Origin of the sequence: Tessaracoccus sp. ZS01, assembly GCF_022342445.1 — a bacterium.
GTDB lineage: Bacteria > Actinomycetota > Actinomycetes > Propionibacteriales > Propionibacteriaceae > Arachnia.
Genome location: NZ_PQFE01000012.1, coordinates 54,482 through 78,388 on the forward strand (window position 1 = coordinate 54,482; position 23,907 = coordinate 78,388).

Sequence of the window (23,907 nt, forward strand, 5' to 3'; positions counted from 1 at the left end):
AGCAGTGACCTGCAGTCGCCTGCCGGGCTCAGTCTGAGCGGGGGCCACGCGGTTGCTGCCTTGCCCAGCGCAGGTGACGGCACCTCGGCCGCCAGCGCCTGACCCGGGACGAGCTCATGTCCGCCCGAGCGCCCCAGCCCCGGCGACCTCCGACGGGGGAGTTGCGGCCGAATCGGGTTGCGCTGAAAGCGGCAGCAAACGCGGAGGCGGGTGCCGCCCCGGCCCGCCAGGCGACCTCAGTTCACCGTCGGGTTTCATCGCTGAGTTTGAGCCCGTGTATGGCACCATTCCCAGCACTGAGACCGAGCGGTCCACGCTACTGCTGGGTTTGTGTCCATGGACGGCATCAAAGCCAGCAGTGACCTGCAGTCGCCCGCCGGGTTCAGGCCCAGCGGGGATCACGCGCTTGCTGCCTGCCCAGCGCAGGTGATGGCAGCCTCGGCTTGCAGGGCCTGACCGCTGGCGGGCACAAGTCGCCTGCCGAGTTCCGGCCGAGCGGGGAACTCGCGGTTGCTGCCTTGCTCAGCGCAGGTGACGGCAGGCTCGGCCGCCAGCGCCTGACCCGGGACGAGCTCACGTCGCCCGAGCGCCCCAGCCCCGGCGACCTCCGACGGGGGGAGTTTCGGCCGAATCGGGTTGCGCTGAAAGCGGCAGCAAACGCGCAGGTGGGTGCCCCGGCCCGCCAGGCGACCTCAGTTCACCGTCGGGTTTCATCGCTGAGTTTGAGCCCGTGTATGGCACCATTCCCAGCACTGAGGCCGAGCGGTCCACGCTACTGCTGGGTTTGTGACTGAGGACGGCATCAAAGCCAGCAGTGACCTGCAGTCGCCCGCCGGGTTCAGGCCCAGCGGGGATCACGCGCTTGCTGCCTGCCCAGCGCAGGTGATGGCAGCCTCGGCTTGCAGGGCCTGACCGCTGGCGGGCACAAGTCGCCTGCCGAGTTCCGGCCGAGCGGGGAACTCGCGGTTGCTGCCTTGCTCAGCGCAGGTGACGGCAGGCTCGGCCGCCAGCGCCTGACCCGGGACGAGCTCACGTCGCCCGAGCGCCCCAGCCCCGGCGACCTCCGACGGGGGGAGTTTCGGCCGAATCGGGTTGCGCTGAAAGCGGCAGCAAACGCGCAGGTGGGTGCCCCGGCCCGCAAGGCGACCTCAGTTCACCGTCGGGTTTCACCGCTGAGTTTGAGCCCGTGTATGGCACCATTCCCAGCACTGAGGCCGAGCGGTCGACGCCAGTGCTGGGTTTGTGTCCATGGACGGCATCAAAGCCAGCAGCGGTCGGCAGTCCGCCCACCAGGCTCACGTCGAGCGGGATCGTGCGGTTCCCACACGCCAACCACCGAGCCTCGCGTCAGGAGGCGACCACGGCGGTGGTGCCCCGCAGGATGAGCTGCGTCGGCAACTGACGGTGCGGGTCAGTCATCTCGCGCCCGGCCAGCAGGTCGAGCAGCATGCTCAACGCCATCGCGCCGATCGCCTGCAACGGCTGGGCGACGGTGGTCAAACCCTGCCTCGCGGCTTCGGGCACGTCGTCGAAGCCCACGACGGACAGGTCCTCGGGGACCCTCAGGCCGCGAGCGTGGGCCGCTGCGATCACCTGCAGCGCCGACACGTCGTTCGCCGCGACGATCGCCGTCGGGCGGTCAGGGTCGTCGAGCAGCCGTGCGGCGGGTTCGGCAGCGCCGACGGCGGTGTAGTCGCCGGACAGCACGTGCCGCTCGTTGAGGGGCACCTTGGCCGCCGCCATGGCCTTGCGCAGGCCGGCCTCGCGTGAGACGGCGGAGGCCAGGTCGTCGCGGCCACCGAGGTAGCCGATCCGGCGGTGCCCCAGCCCCAGGAGGTGGTTGACGGCGGAGCGCGTGCCGCCCTCGTCGTTGACCGAGACGGCGGGCCGGGTGAGGTCCAGCCGCTGCGGGTCCACGGCCACCACCGGGAAGTTCCCGGAGGTTGCCTCGACGCTGGGCGTGACGATGATGGCGCCGTCGATCAGGCTGCCGGCCAGGCGACCCAGCAGCTTCTGCTCCCAGCCGGTGGGGGCGTGCGGGTTGTGGGAGGCGCCAGCCCAGACCATGATCTCCAGATCAGTGCCCTCGGCGGCGGCGCCGACGCCCTTGAGGATCTCGGCGGAGTAGGGCTCGAACTGGCTCACCAGCACCCCGACGACCCCCGTGCGGCGGGCGCGCAGCGACTGGGCACCGATGTTGCCGACATAGCCGAGCTCATCGATGACCTGCTGCACGCGCTGCTGGGTGTCTGCGGCGATGCCGTCGCGCCCGTTCATGACCTTCGAGATCGTCGATACCGACACGCCCGCGGCGCGGGCGACATCAGTGATCGTCACTCGACGCATGAACCCTCCCTCCACAGACCGTACACGTGCATGTCAGCCCCATCAGCCCTTGACGGCGCCGCTGAGACCGCCGACGATCCGGCGCTCGAAGATACTGAAGAACAGCAGCGCGGGGAGCATGGACAGCGACGTGAACGCCAGCACCGCGGCGGTGTTCACCGAGTACTGCGACGCGAACGCCTGGACGCCCAGGGGGAGGGTGTACTTCTCCGGGGAGCTCAGGATGAACAGCGGCAGCATGTAGTTGTTCCAGGCGCCGATGAACGCCAGGATGCCCGTCGTGATGACGCCCGGCAGCGACAGCGGAAGCACCATCCGGAAGAAGAAGCCGACGCGGCCGGAACCGTCGATCATCGCGGCCTCCTCGATCTCCTTGGGGATGGCCCGCAGGAACGGCACGAGGATGATGACGGTGACGGGCAGCGCGAACGCGATCTGCGGCAGGATGATGCCTGCCAGGCTGTCGGTGAGCCCCAGGGTCCGGATCAGGATGTACAGGGGCGTGATGGCGACCGTCAGCGGGAACATCAGGCCTGCGGCGAACAGCGAGAACAGGGCGTTGCGGCCCCGGAACTGGTAGCGGGCGATGACGTAGCTCGCTGCCAGGGCCAGCGCGACGCAGCCCACCGTCGTCAGGGTGGCGGAGATCGTCGAGTTGCCGAACTGGATCCAGAAGGTGCTGGAGGTCAGCACGTCGGTGTAGTTCTGCAGGATCCACGGATTCGGCAGGCCGGACGGATTCGTCGTGATCTGCGCGTTGCTGCGGAAGCCGCCGAGGATGATGTACAGCACCGGCCCGATGCACAGCGCGATCAACACCGTGGCGAGCAGGTAGAGGCTGGGGCTACCCCAGGGGACGCTGGAACTGCTCTGCCTCTTGCCGCCACGGGGGCGGCGAGCGGCGCGGCTACGTTGAGTGAGGGCGGCCTGGGACATCAGTTCTTGTCCTTTCCGGGCTTCTCCGTGAGGGCGCCCTCGGTGTCGCGGCGCAGCACGAAGCGCTGATAGGTCAGAGCGATGACCAGCGAGATCAGGAAGATGACGACGGCGACGGCGTTGCCGTAGCCGTAGTTACCGGCGAGGCGGCCCTCTCGGACCATGTAGGTGGCCATCGTCGAGGTGCCGGCGGTGTCTGCCACGTACTGACCCCAGATGATGTAGACGAGGTCGAACAGCTGCAGCGAGCCGATGATCGACAGGAACGCCCAGATGCGGATGGTGGGGCCGAGCAGCGGCAGGGTGATGGCGCGCTGGATCTGCCAGTAGGACGCCCCGTCGACGGCGGCGGCCTCGTACAGCTCGTCGGGGATGCCCTGCATGCCCGCGAGCATGAGGATCACGGCGAAGCCGATGTACTTCCAGGAGATGATGATCATCAGGGTCCAGATGGCGATCTTCGGGTTCGCGATCCAGTCCTGCTGGAGCGCGTCCAGGCCGATCTTGCCGAGGAAGTCGTTGATGGCTCCCGTGCTCTGCAGCATCAGGGACCAGCCGGTGCCGACGATGACTTCGGCGATCACGTAGGGAACGAAGATCAGCACCCGGATGACGGAGCGTCCCCGGACCTGTTGGTTGAGGAGGAGGGCGAATCCGATCGCGATGGGCCCCTGCATGATGAGGGACGCGATGACGATGAACCCGTTGTGCTGCACCGCGGAGAGGAAGAGACCGTCGGTGAAGATGGTGACGTAATTCTGCAGCCCGATGAACTCGGTGGGCGGGCCGAAGCCGCGCCAGCGGAAGAAGCCGTAGTAGGCCGCCATGACCACGGGGAAGATGACGAAGCCTACGAACATCACGATCGCAGGGCCCGCGAGGAGCATGATCTCCGCGCGCTTGAGCCAGTCAGCCCGTGCTCGGCGCGGCCGGCCGGCCCGGGCCGGCGCCGTGGAGGCGCCGACCCGAGCAGTAGTGGTGGTGGTTTCAGTCACGACCGGCCTCCGTGTCAGCCCTTGGCGGCGGCGGACTCGACTGCGGACACGATGTCCTCAGGCGTGCCCTGGCCGGCGAGCATGTTGACGACGCCGGCGTTGAGCGCGTTGCCCACGTTCTGGCCCAGCAAGGTGTCGAGCCAGACCGTCATGTAGGCCGCGTTGGAGTAGGCGCCGAGGATGTCCTTCAGCGCGGGGTCCTCCACCGCGTCTGCCGCGTCGCCGTTGGCGGGGAGGGTGTTGAACGCCGTGGCGTAGGCCTCCTGGTTCGCCTTGCTGGCGTAGAAGTTCAGGAAGTCGGCGCACTCGGCGGGGGAATCGATGTGGCAGGCGTAGCCGTCGGCGCCGCCCATCATCGCCGTCGGGTCGCCTTCGCCGCCCTCGACGGCCGGGAACGGGAACCAGCCGAGGTCAGGCAGCGGCTGCTCGTCCGGGGTGAGGGAGGCGATGACGCCGGGGTTCCAGGCGCCCATCAGTTCCATACCGGCCAGGTGGTTGGCGACGAGGCCGGCGGAGCTACCCGCGCCCTGCTGGGCGGAGGTGGTGAGGAAGCCCTGGTTGAACGGCTCGGTGTCGGCGAACTCCTTCAGTTGCTTGCCCGCTTCGAGCCAGCACTGGTCGGAGAAGTCGAGGTCTGCGGCCTTGTTGATGGTGTCCTCGCTGCACTGGCGCAGCACGAAGAAGTAGTACCAGTGGGCTGCCGGCCAGGCGTCCTTGCCGCCCAGTGCGATGGGCTCGACGCCGGATTCCTTGAGCTTGGCGACGGCGTCGTTCAGGTCGTCCATGTTCTCGGGCGTGCCCTCGATGCCGGCCGCCTCGAAGAGGTCCTTCGAGTAGTAGATGCCGCCGGGCAGGAGCGAGGTGGGCAGGCCGTAGATCTTGCCGTCCACGTTGAAGGTGTTGACGATGCCTTCGCCGTAGGCCGCCTTGGTCTCGTCGGAGATGGCGTCGGTGATGTCCATGATCTGCTGGGCTTCAACCATGTCGGCCAGCTTGCCGCCGCCGCGCGCCATGAAGATGTCGGGCGCGTCGCCGGAGTTGAGGGCCGTCTGCAGGCGGCCGTCCATGTCTTCGTTCTGGATCACCTGGATCTCGAAGGTGACGTTGGGGTTCTCCGCGGTGTATGCCGCGGTGGTGTCCTCCCAGTAGGCCTTACCTGGGCCTGTGGTGGAGTTGTGCCAGAAGCTCAGGGTGACGGGTTCGCCGCCGGCAGCTGAGCTTGCCGCGTCGCTGGGCGCATTGGTCTCGCCGGGCTCAGTCGCCCCGCCGCCGCACGCGCTCAGCAGGAGAGCCGCGATCGCGGTTCCGATGAGGGCCTTCTTCATGTGTGGTTCCTCCAGTCAGCATTGACTTTGATGGCATTTAGTTGTGCCGTGAGACTAATCCTGGCAAGCTAAGTGCACGATGTCAAACGTTTTCGGTAACGTTTTCGTAACCGACACACTCACTCGATGACGATGGAGCAGCACATGAATCCCTGGGCCAACACCGAACACTCCCTTGATGAGCGGGTGGACTCCCTGCTCGACGAGATGACGCTGTCCGAGATGGCCGGCCAGCTCGGCGCCTTCTGGCCGCGCCCGAAGGAGCGCGCGGAGGGCGGCGGCGAGGTCGCCCCCATGGAGTCTGTGATGTCGAGCGGCGAGTTCGAGGAGGTCAGCCGCAACGGCCTGGGTCATCTCACCCGCGTGTTCGGCAGCGCGCCCGTCACGGTGGAGGACGGGGTGGGGAACCTGGCCAGCTTCCAGAGCCGGGTCGTCGAACACTCCCGCTTCAACATCCCCGCCATCGCCCACGAGGAGTGCCTGACCGGGCTCACCGCGTGGGGAGCCACCGTCTACCCCGCGGCCATCGCGTGGGGCGCGACGTTCGACCCCGCGCTCATCGAGGAGATGGCCTCCGCCATCGGCCAGGACATGGCCGCGCTCGGCGTCCACCAGGGCCTGTCGCCGCTGCTCGACGTGGTGCGCGACTACCGCTGGGGCCGCGTCGAGGAGACCATCGGCGAAGACCCGATGCTGGTGGGCACCGTCGGCACCGCCTATGTGAAGGGCCTGCAGGGCGCGGGCGTCCTCGCCACGCTCAAGCACTTCGTGGGCTACTCCGCCTCGCGCGCCGGCCGCAACCACGCCCCGGTGAGCATCGGCACCCGCGAGATCGAGGACATCCTCCTGCCCCCGTTCGAGATGGCGGTGCGCGAGGGCAAGGTAGCCAGCGTCATGAACTCCTACTCGGACCTCGACGGCGTGCCCGCCGCCGCCAGCCGCCACCTGCTGACGCACGTGCTGCGCGATCGCTGGGGCTTCGAGGGCACCGTCGTGTCCGACTACTGGTCCGTCAGCTTCCTGCAGGCGATGCACCGCGTCGTCGACGACCTCACCGAGGCCGGCGCGCTCAGCCTGCACGCGGGCATGGACGTGGAACTGCCCGAGACCGGCGCGTTCGGGCACCTAGCGGAGGCCGTCGAGCGCGGCATCCTTGCCGAATCGGACATCCGCCAAGCCGCCCGCCGCGTGCTGCGCCAGAAGATCCAGCTCGGTCTGCTCGACGACGGCTGGGACCCGGCCACGGCCGGCGCCGCCGTGCACCTCGACAGTGAGCGCAACCGCGACATCGCCCGCCGCGTGGCGGAAGAGTCCATCGTGCTGCTCGCCAACGACCAGAACCTGCTGCCGCTCCAGGCGAAGAGCATCGCGTTGGTCGGCCCCATCGCCGACGACGCCCTGACCTTCCTCGGCTGCTACTCCTTCCCGAACCACGTCATGCAGCGGCACCCCGACATGGAGATGGGCCTGGACATGCTGTCGCTGGCCGACGCCCTGCGCGCGGAGTTCGCGGGGGCTGAGGTCGCCGTCGAGCGGGGCGTGCCCATCCTCGAGCCCGACACCTCCGGGATCGCCGCCGCGGTGGAGGCGGCCAGGAACGCCGAGGTCGCCGTCGTGGCGGTGGGTGACAAGGCCGGCATGTTCGGGCACGGCACCTCCGGCGAGGGCTGCGACGCCGTCGACCTCCGCCTGCCCGGCGCCCAGGCCGACCTCGTCGAGGCCGTCCTCGCCACCGGCACCCCGACGGTGCTGCTCGTGGTCTCGGGTCGTCCCTACTCGCTCGGCGCGTTCGCGGACCGGGTGGCCGCCATCGTCCAGGCCTTCATGCCCGGAGCCGAGGGCGGCATGGCGATGGCAGGGGTGCTGTCCGGCCGCGTGAATCCCACCGGCAAGCTGCCCGTCGGCATCCCGAACCATCCGGGCGGCCAGCCCGGCACCTACATCGCGCCCCCGCTGGGCTGGTTCTCCGACGGCGTGTCCAACCTGGACCCGCGGCCGCTGTTCCCGTTCGGCCACGGCAGCTCCTACACATCCTTCGAGATCTCGGACCTCCGGCTCTCCGCCACCGAGGTGCCCGTCGACGGTGAACTCACCGTCACCGCCACCGTCGCCAACACCGGCGACAGGGCGGGCGCCGAGGTCGTCCAGGTGTACCTCTCGGACCTCACCGGCCAGGTGGTGCGCCCGCTGAAGCAGTTGGTCGCCTATGCGAAGGTCCCGCTGGAGGCGGGGGAGTCGCGGACGGTCACGTTCGGCCTGCACGCGGATCTGATGAGCTTCACGGGGCTGGCCAAGACCCGCATCGTCGAGCCCGGCGCCATGGAGGTCAAGGTGGGTGCGAGCAGCGAGGACACGCCGCTGGTGGGCGCCTTCACCCTCACAGGCGCGGTGCGCGAAGTGGGCGAGGGTCGTGTCCTGGTCCCGTCGATCTCCCTAGGCTGATCCCATGGCATTCTTCGACCTCACTCCCACCGAGCTGGCCACCTACGCGCCGGAACTCGACGAGCCCGCCGATTTCGACCAGTTCTGGGCCCGCACCTTCGAGGAGCACGGCTCCGGCCCGCTCGACTTCACCTGCGAACCCGTCGAGACGCACCTCGCGGTGCTGGACGCGTTCGAGGTGAGCTGGCTCGGCTTCGACGGCCACCGCGTCTACGGGTGGCTCGCGCTGCCCCGGGGCATCGAGGGGCCGCTGCCCGCCGTCGTGCAGTACACCGGGTACTCCATGGGCCGCGGCATGCCGTTCGAGAACATCCACTTCGCCGTCGGCGGGTACGCGCAGTTCGTGATCGACGCGCGGGGTCAGGGATGGCGCAACGGCAGCCCCAAGCCGGGCAGCGAAGACCCGGGGCTACGGACGTCGGGCAGCGTGCCCGGCTTCATGACCGCCGGCGTCCTGGACCCGGAGGGCTACTACTACCGTCGCCTGTTCGTCGACGCCGTGCGGTTGGCCGAGGCCGCCGCCGGCCACGAACGGGTGGATGCCGACCGGTTGTTCATCACCGGCGGCAGCCAGGGCGGCGCCATGGCGCTGGCGGTGGCCGGGTTGGCTCGGCACCGGGGCGTGCGGATCGCCGGGTGCGCGGCCGACGTGCCGTTCATGTCGCACTTCCGCCGGGCCATCGGGCTGACCGACGCCTATCCGTACAAGGAGGTCGCCGACTACCTGGCGGTCTACCCGCAGCGGGCCGAGCAGGTGATGCGCACGCTGTCGTACTTCGACATGATGTCGATGGCCGCGCGGGCGGAGTCGCCTGGGCTGTTCTCGGTGGCGCTGATGGACCAGATCACCCCGCCGTCGACGGTGTACGCCGCCTATCACCACTACGCGGGCGACAAATCCATTGAGGTGTACCCCTTCAACGGCCACGAGGGCGGCGGCGGGTACCAGGTGGAGCGGATTCACCGGTGGTTGGCTGAGCTGAGTCGCTGACCGCATTTTCGACTGCGGAGTTCCTGGGCATACATGCCCGGGAACTCCGCACTTGATGAGGGTCTGTCTCGGTGAGCGGTGTTGTCTGAGGACGCTGAAGTGTTGTCCGTTCCCGGTCGGGTGTTGTCCGTTCGCTCGAAACGCTGGCTGTTACTCCGACGGCGCGCTCAAGGTTGGGCGTATGCGACCTCGACAGTCTCTACCCCCACCCCTCCGGCACCTCGCTGACGACCAATCAGGAGTACTCACCACGGCACAGCTGATCGACGGTGGGCTCAGCCAGGATGTGATCTCGCGCATGGCGCGAGACTGGCACCGCGTCGCCCAAGGTCTGTACCTGCTCGACCCGCCGTCGTTCCTCGGCGCGGCCTGGTCGGGCGTTCTCCGGGGCGGTGCTGACGCGGCGGTCGGCAGCCGGGCGGCCGGATTCCTGCACGGCGTGGTCCGCGACGAGCCCTCGGACGTGACCATCTGGGCGCCGCGCGAGCACCTGGGGTTCGCCGTCGGCGAGTGGAGCGTGCGGTTCCGGAGGTCCAGCCGTCGCGGGCGTCTCACCCCGCGGCGCACCAGCGTCGAAGAGACGTTGCTGGACATCGCTGACGAAGCAGACGAGAACGAGGCCGTCTCGGCCGTGGCTCGTGCCTTCGCACAGAAGAAGACGACACCGGGGCGCGTCCTGGCGACGGTGGGGAAGCGGAGGGCCCTCCGGCACAGGGCTGTGCTGGAGGAATTGTCGACGGCCGCTGGGAGGGGCATCGAGTCGGCCCTCGAGTGGCAGTTCCACCGGAAGGTGCTGCAGGCCCACGGATTGCCGCTGCCTGACAGGCAGGTCCAGCGCGAGGCGGGCCGCGTCGACGGCATGTACGAGGAATACGGTCTCATCCTCGAACTGGACGGTCAGCGTGACCACGGCAACTGGTCCCGCGACATGCGCCGCGACAACGCCAACATCGTGGACGACGACAGCCGCACGCTCCGTTACGGCTGGCACAACACCAATGACGAGCCCTGTGGAGCGGCAACCCAGGTGGCGACCCTCCTGCGTCGCGGCGGTTGGTCAGAGCGGATGCAGCAGTGCCCCGCCTGCCCGGTGGTCGAGACCCATGAACGAGACCCACTGACAAAATGGAGTGCGGACCTATCCGGTGAAGTCACCTGATAGGTCCGCACTCGGAATATCCTGGGCGGGTCACTCCTCGGAGATCGCCCCCACGGTTTCACCCACGGTGGACACGTCCATCTGAACGGCGACATCGGCCTGCGCGACGATGCCCACCACCTCGTCGCCGTCGAGGACGGGGACGCGGCGGATCTGGTTGTCTGCCAACACCTTGGCCACGACGGAGGCGTCGTCGTCCACGTCGACGCACACCACGTCCCTGGTGGCGACGTCGCGGACGCTGCACGACGCCGGGTCGACGCCCTTGGCGATGCCGTTGACCACGATGTCGCGGTCTGTCAGCACGCCGACCAGGCGGCCGTTCTCCAACACCGGCATGGAGCCGACATCGTGCTGGGCCAGCTGCTTGGCGGCGTCAACGAGGGTGTCGTCCGGCGACAGGCACTGGGCGGGTGAGGTCATGAGTTCTCGTGCGGTAGTCATCGCTTACCTCCCGATGGGTTGAGCCGGCCGTCGGCCAGCCGTCTTTCCACCCTGTCACAGCAGCGCCCAGGTGGGAAGGACACCAATGGGTGAGAAGGGACCCAGCGGGTGGGCTCAGTGAACGATGGGCGCCCAGTTCGGATCGCGCCCGATCAGCGCCACGAGACGCTCCTCAGGAGTGTGCGACTCGTCCAGCACGACGGGGGTGCCGAACTCGCCCGAAGCGCCCAGCGCCTCGGCGATGGGGGCCATGCCCTCGACCATCCCGGCCACCACCTCGGGTTCCCATTGGGCGTCCTGGCCGGACGCCTTCGCCAGGTCCCAGCGGTGCATGAACAGGTCCGAGAGGTAGAACTGCTCGAGCACCTGGCCGAGCGTCTGGTCGCCCTGGCCGACGTCGATGACGCGGGCGACCTGCTCGTCGTCCTCCACCAGGGCCTGCACGTTGGCGGTGTGCTTCCACCACGCTGCGAGCACGTCGTCTCCCACCTCGACGGTGGGGAGTTCCACTCCGGCTCCGTTGAGCATGCCGGGGAGCCAGCCCATGAGGTGGGCCAGCACGTCGCGGGCGCGCCATTCCTGCACGGGGGTGGGTGCGTCCCAGTCGGTGACGTTGGCCGCAATGGCGGCGAGCTTGCCGGCGAGGGCGGAGTGCTGTTCGGCGATCTGATTGGTCATGGCAGAAGCGTACGGGCTGCGAGGCGAGAACTCGGGCGTCGGCCTGTGGACAGTCTGGACAGGGCGCCCCAGGTGACCCCGGACCCAGACAGAATGCCCTCGGATCCGCTAACGAGAGGGAAGATCCATGGTGAAGAAGTTTCTCAGCGCCGCAGCAGCTGCGGTGCTGGCCCTGGGGGGCGCAGTGCTCCACCGGGCGGGCAGGTTCACCGGCACCAGGATCCCGATGAAGTCCACGAAAGCCTGGCTGGGAGCGGTCATCGCCGCGGCCCTGGCCGTGACTGGTCTCGCTTTCGGCTCCCCGGCAGCGCAGGCGACGGCGGGGGAGGAGACCATCAAGCTGTGCGGTGGCGTCCCCACCGACGGCTCCACCTGCTCCATCGCGATCGATTCCCAGTTCCTCACCACCAGCCCGGAGGAGGGCGTCACGCTGCAGGTGTCCGTCCGCGGCGTGCCCGGCGTGACCGTCTCGCTGAGCGCGATCGTCTACGAGGTCCGCGACGCCGACAACCGGGTGATGTTCGCCCCCCTCTCGGACCCGGTCATGGTCACTCCCAGGAAGGTCAAGGCGACCGACACCGTCGGCGTCGCACGCGCCAGCATCAAGACGCGCGCGTTGCCCGGCGAGTACACCTCGCAGGCGACGATCGCGGTGCAGCCCAGCGATTGGCGGCCCGTGCGGGGAATGGTGCTCAACTCGGCAGACCGGTACGCAGGGATGGACCGCGTCTCCCTGGTGAGCAAGCGCCCCCGCGACCGCGGCTTCGAGGCAGCCCCCACGAAGGACGGTGCGTTCACGCGCCTGCTGTACAACGCGTCGAGCTCGGGGCGCTACAGCGTGCAGCTCAAGCAGGGCACGAAGTGGGTCCCGCTCGACGCCAACGGGCCCGTCCAGGGCGCCGGGGCCGGCATCACGAAGCTCCGCGGGCAGCTCCCCGTCGGGCTGGTCTCCGGCCGCTACGAGATGCGGGTGGTCAACGTCACCCACGGCGAGACCGGCCTCACCCCTGTCGGCACGCCGCAGCAGTTCATGGACTGGAAGCTCGCCATGGACAGCAAGCTGTTCAACGTCTACACCACCCCCGGCACGTGGGACCTCAACGGCCGAAAGTGGCGCACGACGTGCGAGGCGTACTCCGCCACGGAGCGGTGCCGCACGGAGATCTGGGCCACCCAGATCCTCTACCAGGCGGGCACGTTCAACCGGCTCGACGGCTGGGCGTTCAACAACCTGACGTACAAGCCGTCGCCGCGCGCGCTGTGGAAGGGCAACCCGGTGGGCGGCAACGGCACCGTCGGCTACAAGGGCGAGTGGACCGCCACGGACGGGCGGAGGTGGCGCGTCGAGTGCGACACCGCCACCTCAGGCCGCAACGGTTGCCGCGCGTACGCGATGGCGAAGGTGGCTGAGCCGGTGTCGGCCGGCGCAACCACCTACCGCGTCGTGGACACGTGGCTCTTCAACAACATTGTCCAGTTCACCTGATCCACCTCGCATCGACGACACCCGGAGCGGCAGCCTGATGGCTGCCGCTCCGGCCCGTATATGGGCCCCCTCCCGGCCGATTGTGCGCACAGACCGACAGGTTGTGCTCAGGCGGCGAGCGCCTCTCCGGACGGCTGATTGAGTTTCTCGCGGTAACACGCGGCCGTCCGGCCGCGTCCCACTCGACGAGGAGAAATAGATGAAGGTACTTCAGCGTGAGGGTGCAGGGGGGCATCCGATGAAGCGCTCCGCCGTGCGTGTCCTGGCTCTTGCCGGCGTGGCGGCCATGGCTCTTTCGGGTTGCACCGCAGCCCCGGCGCAGCAGGGGACCCAGTCCCCGACACCTTCGGCTGCGCAATCGGTCAGCGAGACCACCACCGGCGATTACACAGAGCGTGAGGTCAACGACGGCACCACCACCTTCAAGGTTGTCGACAACCCTGGTGACGGCCCCACCCTGTCGTACGGCGCCGAGAGCGGCGTCACCCTGCTCGAGGAAGAGATCGAGGGTGCGATGTACGCGTTCAAGGACATGAACGCCAACGGTGAGCTGGACACGTGGGAGGACTGGCGGGTCGACGCCACCGAACGCGCCGCCGACCTCGCCGGCCAGATGTCGGTCGAGCAGATCGCCGGCCTCATGCTGTTCAGCTCGCACGAGCGCACCCCTGCGGACGGCCTCACCGACGCGCAGAAGACCTACCTGTCCGAGTCCAACCTGCGCGCCGTCCTCAACGCCGCCGGCAGCGACGCCAAGGTCACCGTGCCGTGGGTCAACGAGATGCAGGCGTTCGTCGAGACCCTGTCCACGGAGGACACCCCCTACGTGCCGGTCAACTTCGCTTCCGACCCGCGGTCGACCGCCGGCTCCGGCGGCTACAACGCCGATGGCGCCGACATCTCCCGCTGGCCCTCCAACTTGGGCCTGGCGGCAACGTTCAACGCGGAGCACACCCAGAACTTCGGTGAGATGGCCTCTGCTGAATACCGTGCGCTGGGCATCTCCACCGCGCTGAGCCCCCAGATCGACCTCGCCACCGAACCCCGCTGGCTGCGCGTCGGCGGCACCTTCGGTGAGGACGCCGCCCAGGCGGCCGAACTGGCCGCCGCCTACGTCGACGGCTTCCAGGGCACCGGGGGCGAAGACGCTTGGGGGACGGAGTCCGTCAACGCCATGATCAAGCACTTCGCCGGCGACGGGCCGGGCGAGGGTGGCCGCGAGGCCCACACCGACGCCGGCAAGTACGGCGTCTACCCGGGCGACAACCTGGCCGAGCACGTCTCGGTCTTCCAGGGTGCGCTCGACTCCGCAGCAGTCATGACGGCCTACTCGATCGCGCTGGACGCCGACGGCGAGCCGCTGTTCGAGGACCGCATGGGCACGGCGTACGACGCCAGCCGCATGGCGATCCTCCGGGAGGACAACTCCTACCAGGGCGTCATCGTCACCGACTGGGGAGTCATGACGGGGGCCAAGGACGAGGGCGCCTTCATCGGCACCGCGTGGGGCGCGGAGGAGCTCAGCCCGGCGGAGCGATACGTCGAGGTGCTGGGCACCGGCCACGACATGTTCGGCGGCGTGAACGACGCCACCTTCCTGCTCGAGGCCGCTGACCTGTGGCAGCAGAAGTTCGAGGCCGGCGAGCTCGAGATGGACGCGGAGACCCGCTTCCAGGAGTCCGGCGCCCGCATCCTCACCATGTTCTTCAACCCCGGCCTCTACGAGAGCGCCTTCCTCGACCCCGAGCAGTCGGCCGAGACACTGGCGAGCGAGGACAAGGTGGAGGCCGGCTACGCCGCCCAACTCGATTCGGTGGTCATGCTGAAGAACGACGACGGCACCATCGCCGCGGCCGAGGCGGCACAGTGGTCCGACAAGACCGTGTACATCCCCCAGTCCTACGACGTCGGCACGGCGAGCATCTTCGGCGAACCGGCCTACACCGAGGGCCCGACCATGGACCTCGACGTCGCTGCCAAGTACTTCTCCAAGGTCGTCACCGACGAGGTGGAGAAGGATGCTGACGGAAAGGTCGTCGGCTACACCGCGCCAGACCTGAGCGATGTCGACCTCGTTCTCGTCGGCATGGACAGCCCCGTGGCCGGCGTCGTGTTCGGCAACTCGGGCTTCGACGCCGCGACCGGCGAGTGGTACCCGCTGTCCTTGCAGTACCGTCCCTACACCGCCGACGGCGAGAACGTCCGCAAGGTGTCGATCTCGGGCGACCTTCTCGAGGACGGCACCAAGCAGAATCGCTCCTACTTCGGCAACACCTCGCGCATCTCCAACGAGGCCGACCTGGATTCGTTCGAGCGGGCCGTCGCGGCCGTCGAAGCCAGCGGCAAGGACATCCCCGTCGTGACCGTCCTCAAGGCGGCCAACCCGGTCATCCCGGCGGAGTTCGAGGCGAAATCCGATGCCATCGTCGTCGGCTTCGGCACGAGCGACCAAGCGCTGATCGAGGTCTCCCTGGGCCTGTACGAGCCCAAGGGCCGCCTGCCCATCCAGTTCCCCGCGGACATGGACACCGTCGAGAAGCAGTTCGAGGACGTCGCCAAGGACGTGACGCCCTACACCGACGCCAACGGCAACGCCTACGACTACGGCTTCGGCCTGAACTACGCCGGCCCCATCGCCGGCTGACCCACCCCACCGCCCGGGTGGCGGGCCGAATCCCCTTCCGGCCCGCCACCCGTTCCCGGCACCGGGACCCGCCCGGAGCCACAGACGATAAGGAACAAGAAGTGAAGACCAACAAGATTCTGACCACCGGACTCGGCCTCCTGTTCGCGATGACCGGCGCCCTGGGCGTCACCGCCTGCTCCGCCGGGGACGACGCCGCCGCCCCCGCCGCCAGCGCGCCCGCCGCCAGCGAGGTGGACGTGGCCGAAGACCTGGAGAACGCCCGCCAGACCGTGCTCGAAGCACTCAAGGACGACGACTGGAACCAGGTCATGCTGGCCAGCGACGTCGAGGCCCCCACCGTGAAGTACGGCCTGCTCGTGATGCCCTACAGCTTCTCGGAGAAGACCTCCCGCGTGCAGGGAACCATCGAGATCAAGGACGGCAAGTTCACCATCGAAGCCGATTCCGCCGCCGACGACAAGACCTGGCAGATCGACCAGGACGGCGAAATCTCCGAAGTTTCCGAGTAACCGCCCCCACACCTCATCATTGAACCTGTGCTCGAAGGAGACAAGTAGTGAACGCCAGACCGAAGAAGGTCTCTGATCGCCGGAAGGCGCCAATGCCGAACAAGAGGTTCCTGTGGATCTGGGTCCCCGTCCTCGTGACGGTGACCGCCCTGATCATCGCCGCCAACGTGGCGCTCGTGGTCGGCGGCGGCTGGGTCGCCTCCCAGCTCGGTTCTGGTACGTACACCTTCACCAACTCGGAGGAATCCGAGGGGTGGGACACCGAGTACTACACGGCCGATTTCGCCACCATCGATGATGTCGACGCGGCGGCCAAGGAACTCGTCGAGGAGATCGCCGCAGGTGGCATCGTGCTCGCCAAGAACGATGGCGCGGCCCTGCCGCTCGCCTCGGCCCGGCGGGTCACCATGTTGGGCCGCGCGGCCGCGGACCCCGTCTTCGGCGGCGCCGGCTCCGGCTCCGTCGACACCCGCTCCGCGGTGACCGCCCGCGGCGGGCTCGAGGGCGCCGGGTTCGAGATCAACGAAGAGGTCTACACGGCCATCGAGGCGTTCGCCGCCGAGAACCGTCGGGGCCACATCGAGATGGACAACCCTGAGGCCTCCAGCTACACCATCGGTGAGCTCCCCGTCGCACAGTACGAGGCCCTCCAGGGCTCGTTCCAGGACTTCGCGGATGCGGGCATCGTCTTCATCGGCCGCCCCGGCGGCGAGGGCGGCGACCTCACCCGTGACATGGCGGGCTGGGACGAGAACGCCGTCGAGGGTCAGCACCAGCTGGAACTCAACCAGGACGAGCGCGACCTCATCGAGCTCGCGAAGTCGTCGTTCGACACCGTGGTGGTCGTCGTCAACGCCTCCACCACCATGGAACTGGGCGATCTCCAGGACGACGCCGGGGTCGACGCCATCCTGCTGGCCGGCTCACCTGGCGCCAGCGGATTCTCCGCGCTCGGCGGCATCCTCGCGGGCGACGTGAACCCCTCGGGCCGCACCGCCGACGTCTGGGCCGCCGACTTCACGAAGGACCCCACCTACGCGAACTTCGGCAACTTCATCTACAACAACATCGAGGCCTCCTTCCCGGTCTCGGCCGTGGAGCGCGCCACCTCCAACGCGACGCTGACCTCCGACGCCCCGTTCGTGAACTACGCGGAGGGCATCTACATCGGCTACCGCTACTACGAAACGGCGGCCGCTGAGGGCTTCATCGACTACGACGACGCGGTGGTCTACCCGTTCGGCCACGGCCTCAGCTACACCGACTTCGCTTGGCGCGTCGTGTCCTCCGAGGCGGGTGCCGTGGACGGCGCCATCTCGGTGGAGGTGGAGGTCACCAACACCGGTGCCGTCGCCGGCCGCGACGTCGTCGAGCTGTACTACTCGGCGCCCTACACGCCGGGTGGCATCGAGAAGGCAGAGGTGGTCCTCGGCGCCTTCGCCAAGACGGACATGATCGAGCCGGGCGCCTCGGAGACCCTCACGCTCGAGTTCGCGGTCGAGGACATGGCGTCCTACGACCACCTGGAGAACCGCGCCTACGTCCTGGAGGCCGGCGACTACGAGATCAGCCTGCGCACCGACTCGCACACCCTCGCCGACGGCGTGGAGCCCGGCGCCTACACCGTGGACGAGACCGTGGTGTACTCCGGCGACAACCACCGCTCCACGGACCTCACCGAGGTCACCAACCAGTTCGACGGCGTCTCGGAGCAGTTCGCCGCCGAGCCCCAGGACGGCAAGGTCGTCTCGATGTCGCGCGCCGACTTCGCGGGCACCTTCCCGACCGCCCCCTCGGAGGATCAGTACGTGGCGGGCGACGCCATCGTCGCCGGCTTCGCACCGTGGGACCACGAGGCTGCGGCCGACGAGTTCGACGGCGACAAGCCTGCCACCGGCAAGGGGTCGGACCTGACCCTCATCGACATGCGCGGCCTTGCCAAGGACGATCCCCAGTGGGCCGAACTGCTGGATTCGCTGACGGTTTCCGAGATGTCCGACCTGCTGCTCAACGGCGCCTACCAGACCGCAGGCATCGGCTCGATCGCCAAGCCGCAGACCCTGGAGCCGGATGGCCCCGCGGGCTTCTCGTCGTTCATCAACTCGTCCATCAACGGCGTTGCCTACCCGTCGCAGTTCCTCATCGCGCAGACGTGGGACGTCGACCTGGGCACCGAGATGGGCCGCATGCTCGGCAACGAGGCGCTCCACAAGGGCATCAACGGCTGGTACGCCCCGGCGGCCAACCTGCACCGCTCGCCGTTCGGTGGCCGCAACTTCGAGTACTACTCGGAAGACCCGCTGCTGTCGGGTGCGCTGCTGACCTCTGTGGCCAACGGTGTCGCCGAGAAGGGCGTCTACACGATGCTCAAGCACTTCGCGCTCAATGAGCAGGAAACCAACCGCGTCAACAACGGTATCGCCACGTGGGCAACCGAGCAGACGATCCGCGAGCTGTACCTCAAGCCCTTCGAGATGGCCGTCAAGAACATCTCGATGGACGTGTCCTACATTTCGGGTGCCGATGGCACCCGCACCGACACCACCATCGGCGCGGCGGGCATCATGAGCTCCTTCAACCGCATCGGCGCCACGTGGGCCGGCGGCTCCGAGGCGCTGATGACCAACGTGCTGCGGAACGAATGGGGCTTCCAGGGCTTCGCGATCTCGGACTTCAACCTGTACCCGTACATGAACCCGAACCAGAGCATCAGCGCGGGCACGGACCTGACGCTGACGTTCCAGCCGTCGAAGTCCTTCGTGGACACGACGTCGGCGAAGGCCGTGACGGACATCCGCAACGCCACCCACAACATCCTGTTCACGGTGGCCAACTCCAATGCGATGAACGGGCTGGCCCCGGGCGCGACGGTGGACTACACGCCCCCCACCTGGGTCTACATCCAGTACGCGGTCACCGCCGTGCTGGGCGCCCTGGTCCTGCTGGGCGCGTTCCTGGTGTGGCGCCGGGTGCGCAGGCACTCCGGTGAGGTCAGCGCAGCCTGACCCACACCGAAGGTTGACGACAACTGCGGGGCCCGCTTCCGAGCGGGCCCCGCAGCTGTGTGTCCGGGGTCAGAACCAGGGGCGCACGACGCTGTCGAAGCGGCTGAGCGCCGAGCCGATCGCCATGTGCATGTCGAGGTACTGGTAGGTGCCCAGCCGCCCGCCGAACAACACGCGTGGTTCGTCCGAGGCGGCCTGCCGGTACTGCTCCAGGACGGCCCGGTCCTCGGAGGTGTTGACGGGGTAGAACGGCTCGTCTGCGGCCTGCGCGAAGCGGGAGAACTCCCGCACCACGACGGTGCCGGAACGGTGGGTGCGCTCGGGGTGGAAGTGTTTGAACTCCAGCGTGCGCGTGTAGGGGACGTCCTTGTCGCACTCGTTGATGACTGCGGTGCCCTGATGGTCATCGACGTCGAGCACGCGACGGTCGAAATCCAGCGTCCGCCAGCCGAGGGCCCCGTAGCGGTGCTCGAAGTAGCGGTCCAGCGGGCCGGTGTAGACCACGGGCACCTGGCCGACGGCGGAGCCGCGGCTGAATTCGTGCCCGGGCTCGAGGAAATCCACGCCCAACCGGACGTCTATCCGGGGATGGTCCGCCATGCGCTGCAGCCAGGCGGCGTAGCCGTCCAGGGGCATGCCCTGGTAGGTGTCGTTGAAGTAGCGGTTGTCGTAGGTGAAGCGCACCGGAAGCCGGGTGATGATGCCCGACGCGAGTTCGCGCGGGTCCGTCTGCCACTGCTTGGCCGTGTAGCCGCGGATGAACGCCTCGTACAGGGGCCGGCCGATCAGTGAGATCGCCTTCTCCTCGAGGTTGCCCGGTTCGTGCCCGCCCAGCTCCGCTGCCTGCTCCGCGATGAGACCGCGAGCCTCGTCGGGGCTCATCCCGCGACGGAAGAACTGGTTGATGGTGCCCAGGTTGATGGGCAGCGGGAACACCTCGCCGCGGTGACGGGCGTAGACCCGGTGCTCGTAGGGAGTGAACCGGGTGAACCGGTTGACGTAGCCCCACACGTTGTCGTTGGAGGTGTGGAAGATGTGCGCGCCGTAGCGGTGTTCCTCGATGCCCGTGGCCTCGTCGACCGTGCTCCAGGCGTTGCCCCCGATGTGGTTGCGGGACTCCACGACGGTTACCTGAAGGCCCAGTTCGGTGGCGGCCCTCTCCGCGATGGTCAGCCCGAAGAGCCCGGACCCTACGACCAACAGATCCATGTTCCCTCCCGGATGCGGCTCCCGGGTAAGGCTACCAGCGTGGACAGGGGCCAGATTGGTAATGTGAGGGCGACCGAGGAGGGACTGATGATCACCATCGGCGTCGTCGACGACCAGCCGGAGAGCCGCAACCTCCTGCAGGGCTATCTGGCCCGGTACGAGTTCGAAAGCGGCGTCCAGTTCAAGGTGGAGGAGTTCGCCGACGGTTCGGAACTGACCGCCGCCTACCGCCCCCGGTTCGACATCATCTTCCTCGACGTCCAGATGGACAACCTGGACGGCTTCGCCACCGCCCGCCTGATCCGCGAGGTGGACCCGGGCGTCATCCTGATCTTCGTCACGAACATGGCGCAGTTCGCCATCAAGGGCTACGAGGTGGACGCCCTGAGCTACCTGTTGAAGCCCGTTCCGTACTTTGCGTTCTCGCAGGAGTTGAAGAGGTCGCTGGAGCGTCTCGACAAGGCCCGCGACGAGCACATCATGCTCAGCGTCGGCGGCGAGATGCTGCGCGTGAACCTGGCTGACGTCATCTACATCGAGAGCATCAAGCACCGGCTCGTCTTCCACATGGTGGACGAGAAGCTGTCGATGATCGGCACGCTCAAGGAGATGGCCACCCAACTCGAGCCGCGCGGTTTCTACCGCTCCAACAGCTTCCTGCTGGTGAACCTGCGTCATGTGGAGGGGTTCAGCGGCAGCGAATCCAAGCACACCGGCGGTGTCTCCCTGCCCGTCAGCCGCGCGCGGAAGAAGCCGTTCCTCGAGGCCCTGTCCGCCTACTTCGGCGGGAACCCCGCGTGACCGAGATCCTGCCCAACATCCCGCGGGAGTTCACAGGGCTGGCGGAGTGGCTCGCCTGCGTCGTCTACATCCTCGTCCTGCCCCGACGGTGGGGCGTCGCCGGCACGGTGGCCGCCCTGGCCGGGGGCCTGGGGCTACTGGTCGGTGTGCAACTGTTCGCCGGCACGCTGCCGCAGTACCTGTGGACGCTCGGGATGGGGCTGGCGGCCGCGTGCATGCTCGCCTTCGTCGGTATCGCCACCACGGTCAACGCCCGCGACGCCGGCTACGTGACCGCCCGGGCGTTCGTGCTGGCGGAGCTGGTCGCGTCGCTGGAGTGGCAGATCCATGCCTTCTACTTCCACCCCGAGCCAGGGATCACCGCACTGTTCCCCACGCTGGTGCTGCTGGCGCTGTATGCGGCCGCCTTCGGGGTCGCGCACGTGCTGGAGCGGCGGCATTTCGACGGGATGGCGCCGGCCGTCGAGCCGCGGATGCTGGCGATCGCCATCGCCATGGCGGTGGGCACGTTCGGCTTGAGCAACCTCAGCTTCGTGACCCCCAACACGCCGTTCAGCGGCGAGATCTCCCTGGAGGTCTTCTACATCCGCACGCTGGTGGACCTGGCCGGCTACATCGCGCTGTACGCCCAGCACGAGCAGCTGCGCAAGCAGCGGGCAGACCTGGAGGTGGCTGCCATGGACGCCATCCTGCGCACCCAACACGACCAGTACCTGGCGGCCAAGCGAGACATCGAACAGGTCAGCCGCGCCTCCCACGACCTCAAGCACCACCTGGCCGTGATCCGGTCCGAGCGGGATCCGGAGCAGCGGGGCAAGCACCTCGATGCCCTGGAGGAGTCGCTCAACGAGTTCGGCGCCGCGTTCGACACCGGCAACCCGGTGCTGGACACGGTGCTGACCTCCAAGGCCCGCTACTGCCGATCCAGGGGCATCAACTTCACGGCCGTGGCTGACGGCGGCGCCCTGGGTTTCGTCGACGTGATGGACCTGGCCAGCATCTGCGGCAACGCGCTGGACAACGCCATCGAGTCGGTGTTGCGCCTGCCGGACCCGGAGCAGCGACTGATCCGGGTGGCCGTGTTCAACCAGGCCCGCTTCGTCGTGCTGAAGTTCGAGAACTACTTCGACGGCGAGCTGCGCTACGAGGAGGGCGAACTCGCCACCCGGAAGGTGGGGGGCACGCACGGCCTGGGCGTGAAGAGCATCAAGCAGGCGGCCGAGAAGTACGGCGGCGAGGCCACCTTCGTCGGCCGCGACAACTGGTTCACCCTGACGGTGCTACTCCCGCTCAGTTGAACCCGACGACCGACTGGGCCACACGGTAGGCAAGCACCGAGACGCTGCGCCCGGTGCGGCCGGGCAGGTTGACCAACTGGCCCATGCCGCTGCGTCGTAGCTGTCGGTGCGCCGGCGCGTGGGCGGCGCGAAGGTCGCGCCACAGCTCGCGCTTCTGCTGCAGCTGCTCCGGCCCGCCGGCGCGGATCAGCATGATCGAGGAGACGGCGCACACCAGCCCCAGGTAGTGCACCTGGTAGCGGTGCAGGGCCTTCGGCGTCGAACCGGGCGACGGCAGCGCGCCGATCATCAGGCGGTTGACCCGCAGCTGCTGGTCCAGGCGCTTCAGCATGACGGCCTCGTTGACCGACTGGTCGGCCCGGCCGATGTGGTACCTGTACAGGTCCACGTCCAGGTAGAACAGCCGCTGCACATAGGGCAGGGGCACGAAGGCGTAGAGGTTGTCGACGTAGAAGGTGTGCTCCGGCAGGCGCATGCCGGAGTTGCGCAGCACCGCCGTGCGGTAGGTCAGCGCGTGCATCAGCATCCCCTGGTCGGCGCGGAAGCGGCCCACCTCGTCCCAGCCGAACTCGCGCCCGATGGGGAGGGTGGAGCGGTAGCGCATGGCGTGCCGGTGCGTGCGGCCCTCCTTCTCGTAGACGAAGTTCGTCACGACGAGGTCCAGCCGGTCCTGGCCGCGCAGCACGCCGAGCAGCGCCGTGAGCGCCTCGCGGTCGAGCCAGTCGTCGCTGTCCACCACCCGGAAGTAGCGTCCCGTGGCGGCGTCCAGGCCGGCGTTGACCGCCGACCCGTGGCCGCCATTGGCCTTGTCCACCACGCGCACCTGCCCGGGGTGCGCCTCCGCGTAGCGGTGCGCGATGGCCGAGGTGTCGTCGCTGGAGCCGTCGTTGACGACGATGACCTCGAGGTCGTCGTCGAGCGGCATCAGGGAGTCGAGGCAGCGGTGGAGGTAGGCGGCCGAGTTGTAGCTCGGCACGGCCAGGGTCAGGGTCGTCATGTCCGGTCCTCAGACCGTCTGCTCAGCGACGTCTTCGGCGGGCACGGGCTCCTGACGGAAGATGAGCTTGAAGATGGGGTAGAACACCCAGAACGAGATGGCCGCGTTGATGATCATCGTGACGACATCCGCGACGGTCTCGCCGGTCTGTCCCCAGCCGAGGGTGTCGATCAGGAAGGTGTAGATCGGCGCCTTGTAGAAGCCCTGTGCGGCCGCCGCCACCACCGTGATGACGACGTAGGCCACCAGGTACCAAAAGGCGGCCCGCCAGATGCTGGTGTTCGACTTGAACGTGATGTTGCGCTGGGCGAAGAAGTTGATGATCTGCGCGATGCCGATGGCGAGCTGGACGGCGAGGAAGTAGGCCAGGCCGCCCCCGCCGTCGGGCAGGGCGCCGGCTGCGTAGTCGAAGATGAAGTACTGCGAGCCGTCGACGTTGGCGCCCACCGGCCACACCTGGAAGTTGGTGTCGATCAGCGAGGTGCGCGCGAAGATGGCGCGGAACAACGGCATGACGATGATCTGCAGCACGGTGACCCCGTTGCTGAGGAGGAAGAACATCAGGAACTTCGACAGTTCCGGGTGGCGCTCGCTGTAACGGCCCCACGCGGTGCGGATCTTGGTGAACATGGGCGGGTC

General features: G+C 68.1%; 18 protein-coding genes. 9 read left to right on the top strand and 9 right to left on the bottom strand.

Annotated features, from left to right (window positions below; genetic code table 11):
* Positions 1 to 1,347 precede the first annotated feature (1,347 nt).
* The 4 genes from C3E87_RS10865 to C3E87_RS10880 are packed head-to-tail and all read right to left on the bottom strand — an operon-like array spanning position 1,348 to position 5,602.
* Positions 1,348 to 2,346: a LacI family DNA-binding transcriptional regulator gene (locus C3E87_RS10865; RefSeq protein WP_076062672.1), complete on the bottom strand. Its 999-nt coding sequence runs from the start codon at positions 2,344 to 2,346 to the stop codon at positions 1,348 to 1,350.
* A gap of 42 nt (positions 2,347 to 2,388) precedes the next feature.
* On the bottom strand, positions 2,389 to 3,282 hold the full coding sequence (locus tag C3E87_RS10870) for a carbohydrate ABC transporter permease (RefSeq protein WP_076062674.1): 894 nt from the start codon (positions 3,280 to 3,282) through the stop codon (positions 2,389 to 2,391).
* Complete coding sequence (locus tag C3E87_RS10875) at positions 3,282 to 4,277, bottom strand: carbohydrate ABC transporter permease (protein ID WP_233120791.1); 996 nt, start codon at positions 4,275 to 4,277, stop codon at positions 3,282 to 3,284. The genes C3E87_RS10870 and C3E87_RS10875 overlap by 1 nt, the downstream gene beginning before the upstream one ends.
* A gap of 14 nt (positions 4,278 to 4,291) precedes the next feature.
* Positions 4,292 to 5,602: an ABC transporter substrate-binding protein gene (locus C3E87_RS10880; protein WP_076062679.1), complete on the bottom strand. Its 1,311-nt coding sequence runs from the start codon at positions 5,600 to 5,602 to the stop codon at positions 4,292 to 4,294.
* Between the two features lie 126 nt (positions 5,603 to 5,728).
* Here C3E87_RS10880 and C3E87_RS10885 point away from each other — a divergent pair, with 126 nt between their 5' ends.
* From C3E87_RS10885 to C3E87_RS10895, 3 genes are all read left to right on the top strand, one after another.
* A complete protein-coding gene (locus tag C3E87_RS10885) occupies positions 5,729 to 8,044 on the top strand; it encodes a glycoside hydrolase family 3 N-terminal domain-containing protein (protein ID WP_233120792.1) in 2,316 nt (771 codons plus the stop codon).
* A 4-nt stretch (positions 8,045 to 8,048) separates the two neighbouring features.
* Complete coding sequence (locus C3E87_RS10890; RefSeq protein ID WP_076062682.1) at positions 8,049 to 9,035, top strand: acetylxylan esterase; 987 nt, start codon at positions 8,049 to 8,051, stop codon at positions 9,033 to 9,035.
* Positions 9,036 to 9,333: 298 nt separating this feature from the next.
* The gene (locus tag C3E87_RS10895; RefSeq protein WP_143571003.1) at positions 9,334 to 10,194 is read left to right on the top strand and encodes a hypothetical protein; all 861 of its coding nucleotides are present in this window, start codon (positions 9,334 to 9,336) and stop codon (positions 10,192 to 10,194) included.
* A 30-nt stretch (positions 10,195 to 10,224) separates the two neighbouring features.
* On the opposite strand, the gene C3E87_RS10900 is transcribed toward C3E87_RS10895, so the two are convergent.
* Positions 10,225 to 10,638: a CBS domain-containing protein gene (locus C3E87_RS10900; protein WP_076062687.1), complete on the bottom strand. Its 414-nt coding sequence runs from the start codon at positions 10,636 to 10,638 to the stop codon at positions 10,225 to 10,227.
* Between the two features lie 114 nt (positions 10,639 to 10,752).
* Positions 10,753 to 11,316 carry a maleylpyruvate isomerase N-terminal domain-containing protein gene (locus tag C3E87_RS10905; protein ID WP_076062689.1) on the bottom strand — a complete coding sequence of 188 codons (564 nt, stop codon included), beginning with the start codon at positions 11,314 to 11,316 and terminating at the stop codon, positions 10,753 to 10,755.
* A 127-nt stretch (positions 11,317 to 11,443) separates the two neighbouring features.
* On the opposite strand from C3E87_RS10905, the gene C3E87_RS10910 reads away from it, so the two are divergent.
* The 4 genes from C3E87_RS10910 (at position 11,444) to C3E87_RS10925 (ending at position 18,963) form a co-directional block, all read left to right on the top strand.
* Positions 11,444 to 12,802 carry a hypothetical protein gene (locus C3E87_RS10910; RefSeq protein ID WP_076062692.1) on the top strand — a complete coding sequence of 453 codons (1,359 nt, stop codon included), beginning with the start codon at positions 11,444 to 11,446 and terminating at the stop codon, positions 12,800 to 12,802.
* A gap of 199 nt (positions 12,803 to 13,001) precedes the next feature.
* Positions 13,002 to 15,446, top strand: a complete 2,445-nt coding sequence (locus C3E87_RS10915; protein ID WP_198928291.1) for a glycoside hydrolase family 3 N-terminal domain-containing protein — start codon at positions 13,002 to 13,004, stop codon at positions 15,444 to 15,446.
* Between the two features lie 101 nt (positions 15,447 to 15,547).
* Complete coding sequence (locus C3E87_RS10920; RefSeq protein ID WP_076062697.1) at positions 15,548 to 15,958, top strand: hypothetical protein; 411 nt, start codon at positions 15,548 to 15,550, stop codon at positions 15,956 to 15,958.
* 47 nt (positions 15,959 to 16,005) lie between these two features.
* Positions 16,006 to 18,963 (top strand): glycoside hydrolase family 3 N-terminal domain-containing protein, encoded by a 2,958-nt coding sequence (locus tag C3E87_RS10925; RefSeq protein ID WP_076062699.1) that lies wholly within the window; start codon positions 16,006 to 16,008, stop codon positions 18,961 to 18,963.
* Between the two features lie 69 nt (positions 18,964 to 19,032).
* Here the strand turns inward: C3E87_RS10925 and glf are convergent, their stop codons facing one another.
* The gene (gene glf / locus C3E87_RS10930) at positions 19,033 to 20,172 is read right to left on the bottom strand and encodes a UDP-galactopyranose mutase (protein ID WP_076062701.1); all 1,140 of its coding nucleotides are present in this window, start codon (positions 20,170 to 20,172) and stop codon (positions 19,033 to 19,035) included.
* A gap of 87 nt (positions 20,173 to 20,259) precedes the next feature.
* Between glf and C3E87_RS10935 the strand changes: the two genes are divergently transcribed.
* Together C3E87_RS10935 and C3E87_RS14955 are read left to right on the top strand one after the other, a co-directional pair.
* On the top strand, positions 20,260 to 20,973 hold the full coding sequence (locus C3E87_RS10935; protein ID WP_076062703.1) for a LytTR family DNA-binding domain-containing protein: 714 nt from the start codon (positions 20,260 to 20,262) through the stop codon (positions 20,971 to 20,973).
* Positions 20,970 to 22,271, top strand: coding sequence for an ATP-binding protein (locus C3E87_RS14955; protein ID WP_076062705.1), 1,302 nt, complete (start codon positions 20,970 to 20,972; stop codon positions 22,269 to 22,271). The genes C3E87_RS10935 and C3E87_RS14955 overlap by 4 nt, the downstream gene beginning before the upstream one ends.
* On the opposite strand, the gene C3E87_RS10945 is transcribed toward C3E87_RS14955, so the two are convergent.
* Positions 22,264 to 23,268, bottom strand: coding sequence for a glycosyltransferase family 2 protein (locus C3E87_RS10945; protein ID WP_076062708.1), 1,005 nt, complete (start codon positions 23,266 to 23,268; stop codon positions 22,264 to 22,266). The genes C3E87_RS14955 and C3E87_RS10945 overlap by 8 nt on opposite strands.
* Positions 23,269 to 23,277: 9 nt before the next feature.
* On the bottom strand, positions 23,278 to 23,898 hold the full coding sequence (locus C3E87_RS10950) for a hypothetical protein (RefSeq protein WP_076062710.1): 621 nt from the start codon (positions 23,896 to 23,898) through the stop codon (positions 23,278 to 23,280).
* Positions 23,899 to 23,907 lie beyond the last annotated feature (9 nt).

Excerpts from the sequence above, each read along its gene's own strand:
- C3E87_RS10895 (WP_143571003.1), top strand. The coding sequence starts at position 9,334 with ATGGCGCGAGACTGGCACCGCGTCGCCCAAGGTCTGTACCTGCTCGAC.
- C3E87_RS10935 (WP_076062703.1), top strand. The coding sequence starts at position 20,260 with ATGATCACCATCGGCGTCGTCGACGACCAGCCGGAGAGCCGCAACCTC.
- C3E87_RS10890 (WP_076062682.1), top strand. The coding sequence starts at position 8,049 with ATGGCATTCTTCGACCTCACTCCCACCGAGCTGGCCACCTACGCGCCG.
- C3E87_RS10880 (WP_076062679.1), bottom strand. The coding sequence starts at position 5,602 with ATGAAGAAGGCCCTCATCGGAACCGCGATCGCGGCTCTCCTGCTGAGC.
- C3E87_RS10915 (WP_198928291.1), top strand. The coding sequence starts at position 13,002 with ATGAAGGTACTTCAGCGTGAGGGTGCAGGGGGGCATCCGATGAAGCGC.
- glf (WP_076062701.1), bottom strand. The coding sequence starts at position 20,172 with ATGGATCTGTTGGTCGTAGGGTCCGGGCTCTTCGGGCTGACCATCGCG.
- C3E87_RS10910 (WP_076062692.1), top strand. The coding sequence starts at position 11,444 with ATGGTGAAGAAGTTTCTCAGCGCCGCAGCAGCTGCGGTGCTGGCCCTG.
- C3E87_RS10865 (WP_076062672.1), bottom strand. The coding sequence starts at position 2,346 with ATGCGTCGAGTGACGATCACTGATGTCGCCCGCGCCGCGGGCGTGTCG.
- C3E87_RS10900 (WP_076062687.1), bottom strand. The coding sequence starts at position 10,638 with ATGACTACCGCACGAGAACTCATGACCTCACCCGCCCAGTGCCTGTCG.
- C3E87_RS10870 (WP_076062674.1), bottom strand. The coding sequence starts at position 3,282 with ATGTCCCAGGCCGCCCTCACTCAACGTAGCCGCGCCGCTCGCCGCCCC.
- C3E87_RS10885 (WP_233120792.1), top strand. The coding sequence starts at position 5,729 with ATGACGATGGAGCAGCACATGAATCCCTGGGCCAACACCGAACACTCC.
- C3E87_RS10950 (WP_076062710.1), bottom strand. The coding sequence starts at position 23,898 with ATGTTCACCAAGATCCGCACCGCGTGGGGCCGTTACAGCGAGCGCCAC.
- C3E87_RS10905 (WP_076062689.1), bottom strand. The coding sequence starts at position 11,316 with ATGACCAATCAGATCGCCGAACAGCACTCCGCCCTCGCCGGCAAGCTC.
- C3E87_RS10945 (WP_076062708.1), bottom strand. The coding sequence starts at position 23,268 with ATGACGACCCTGACCCTGGCCGTGCCGAGCTACAACTCGGCCGCCTAC.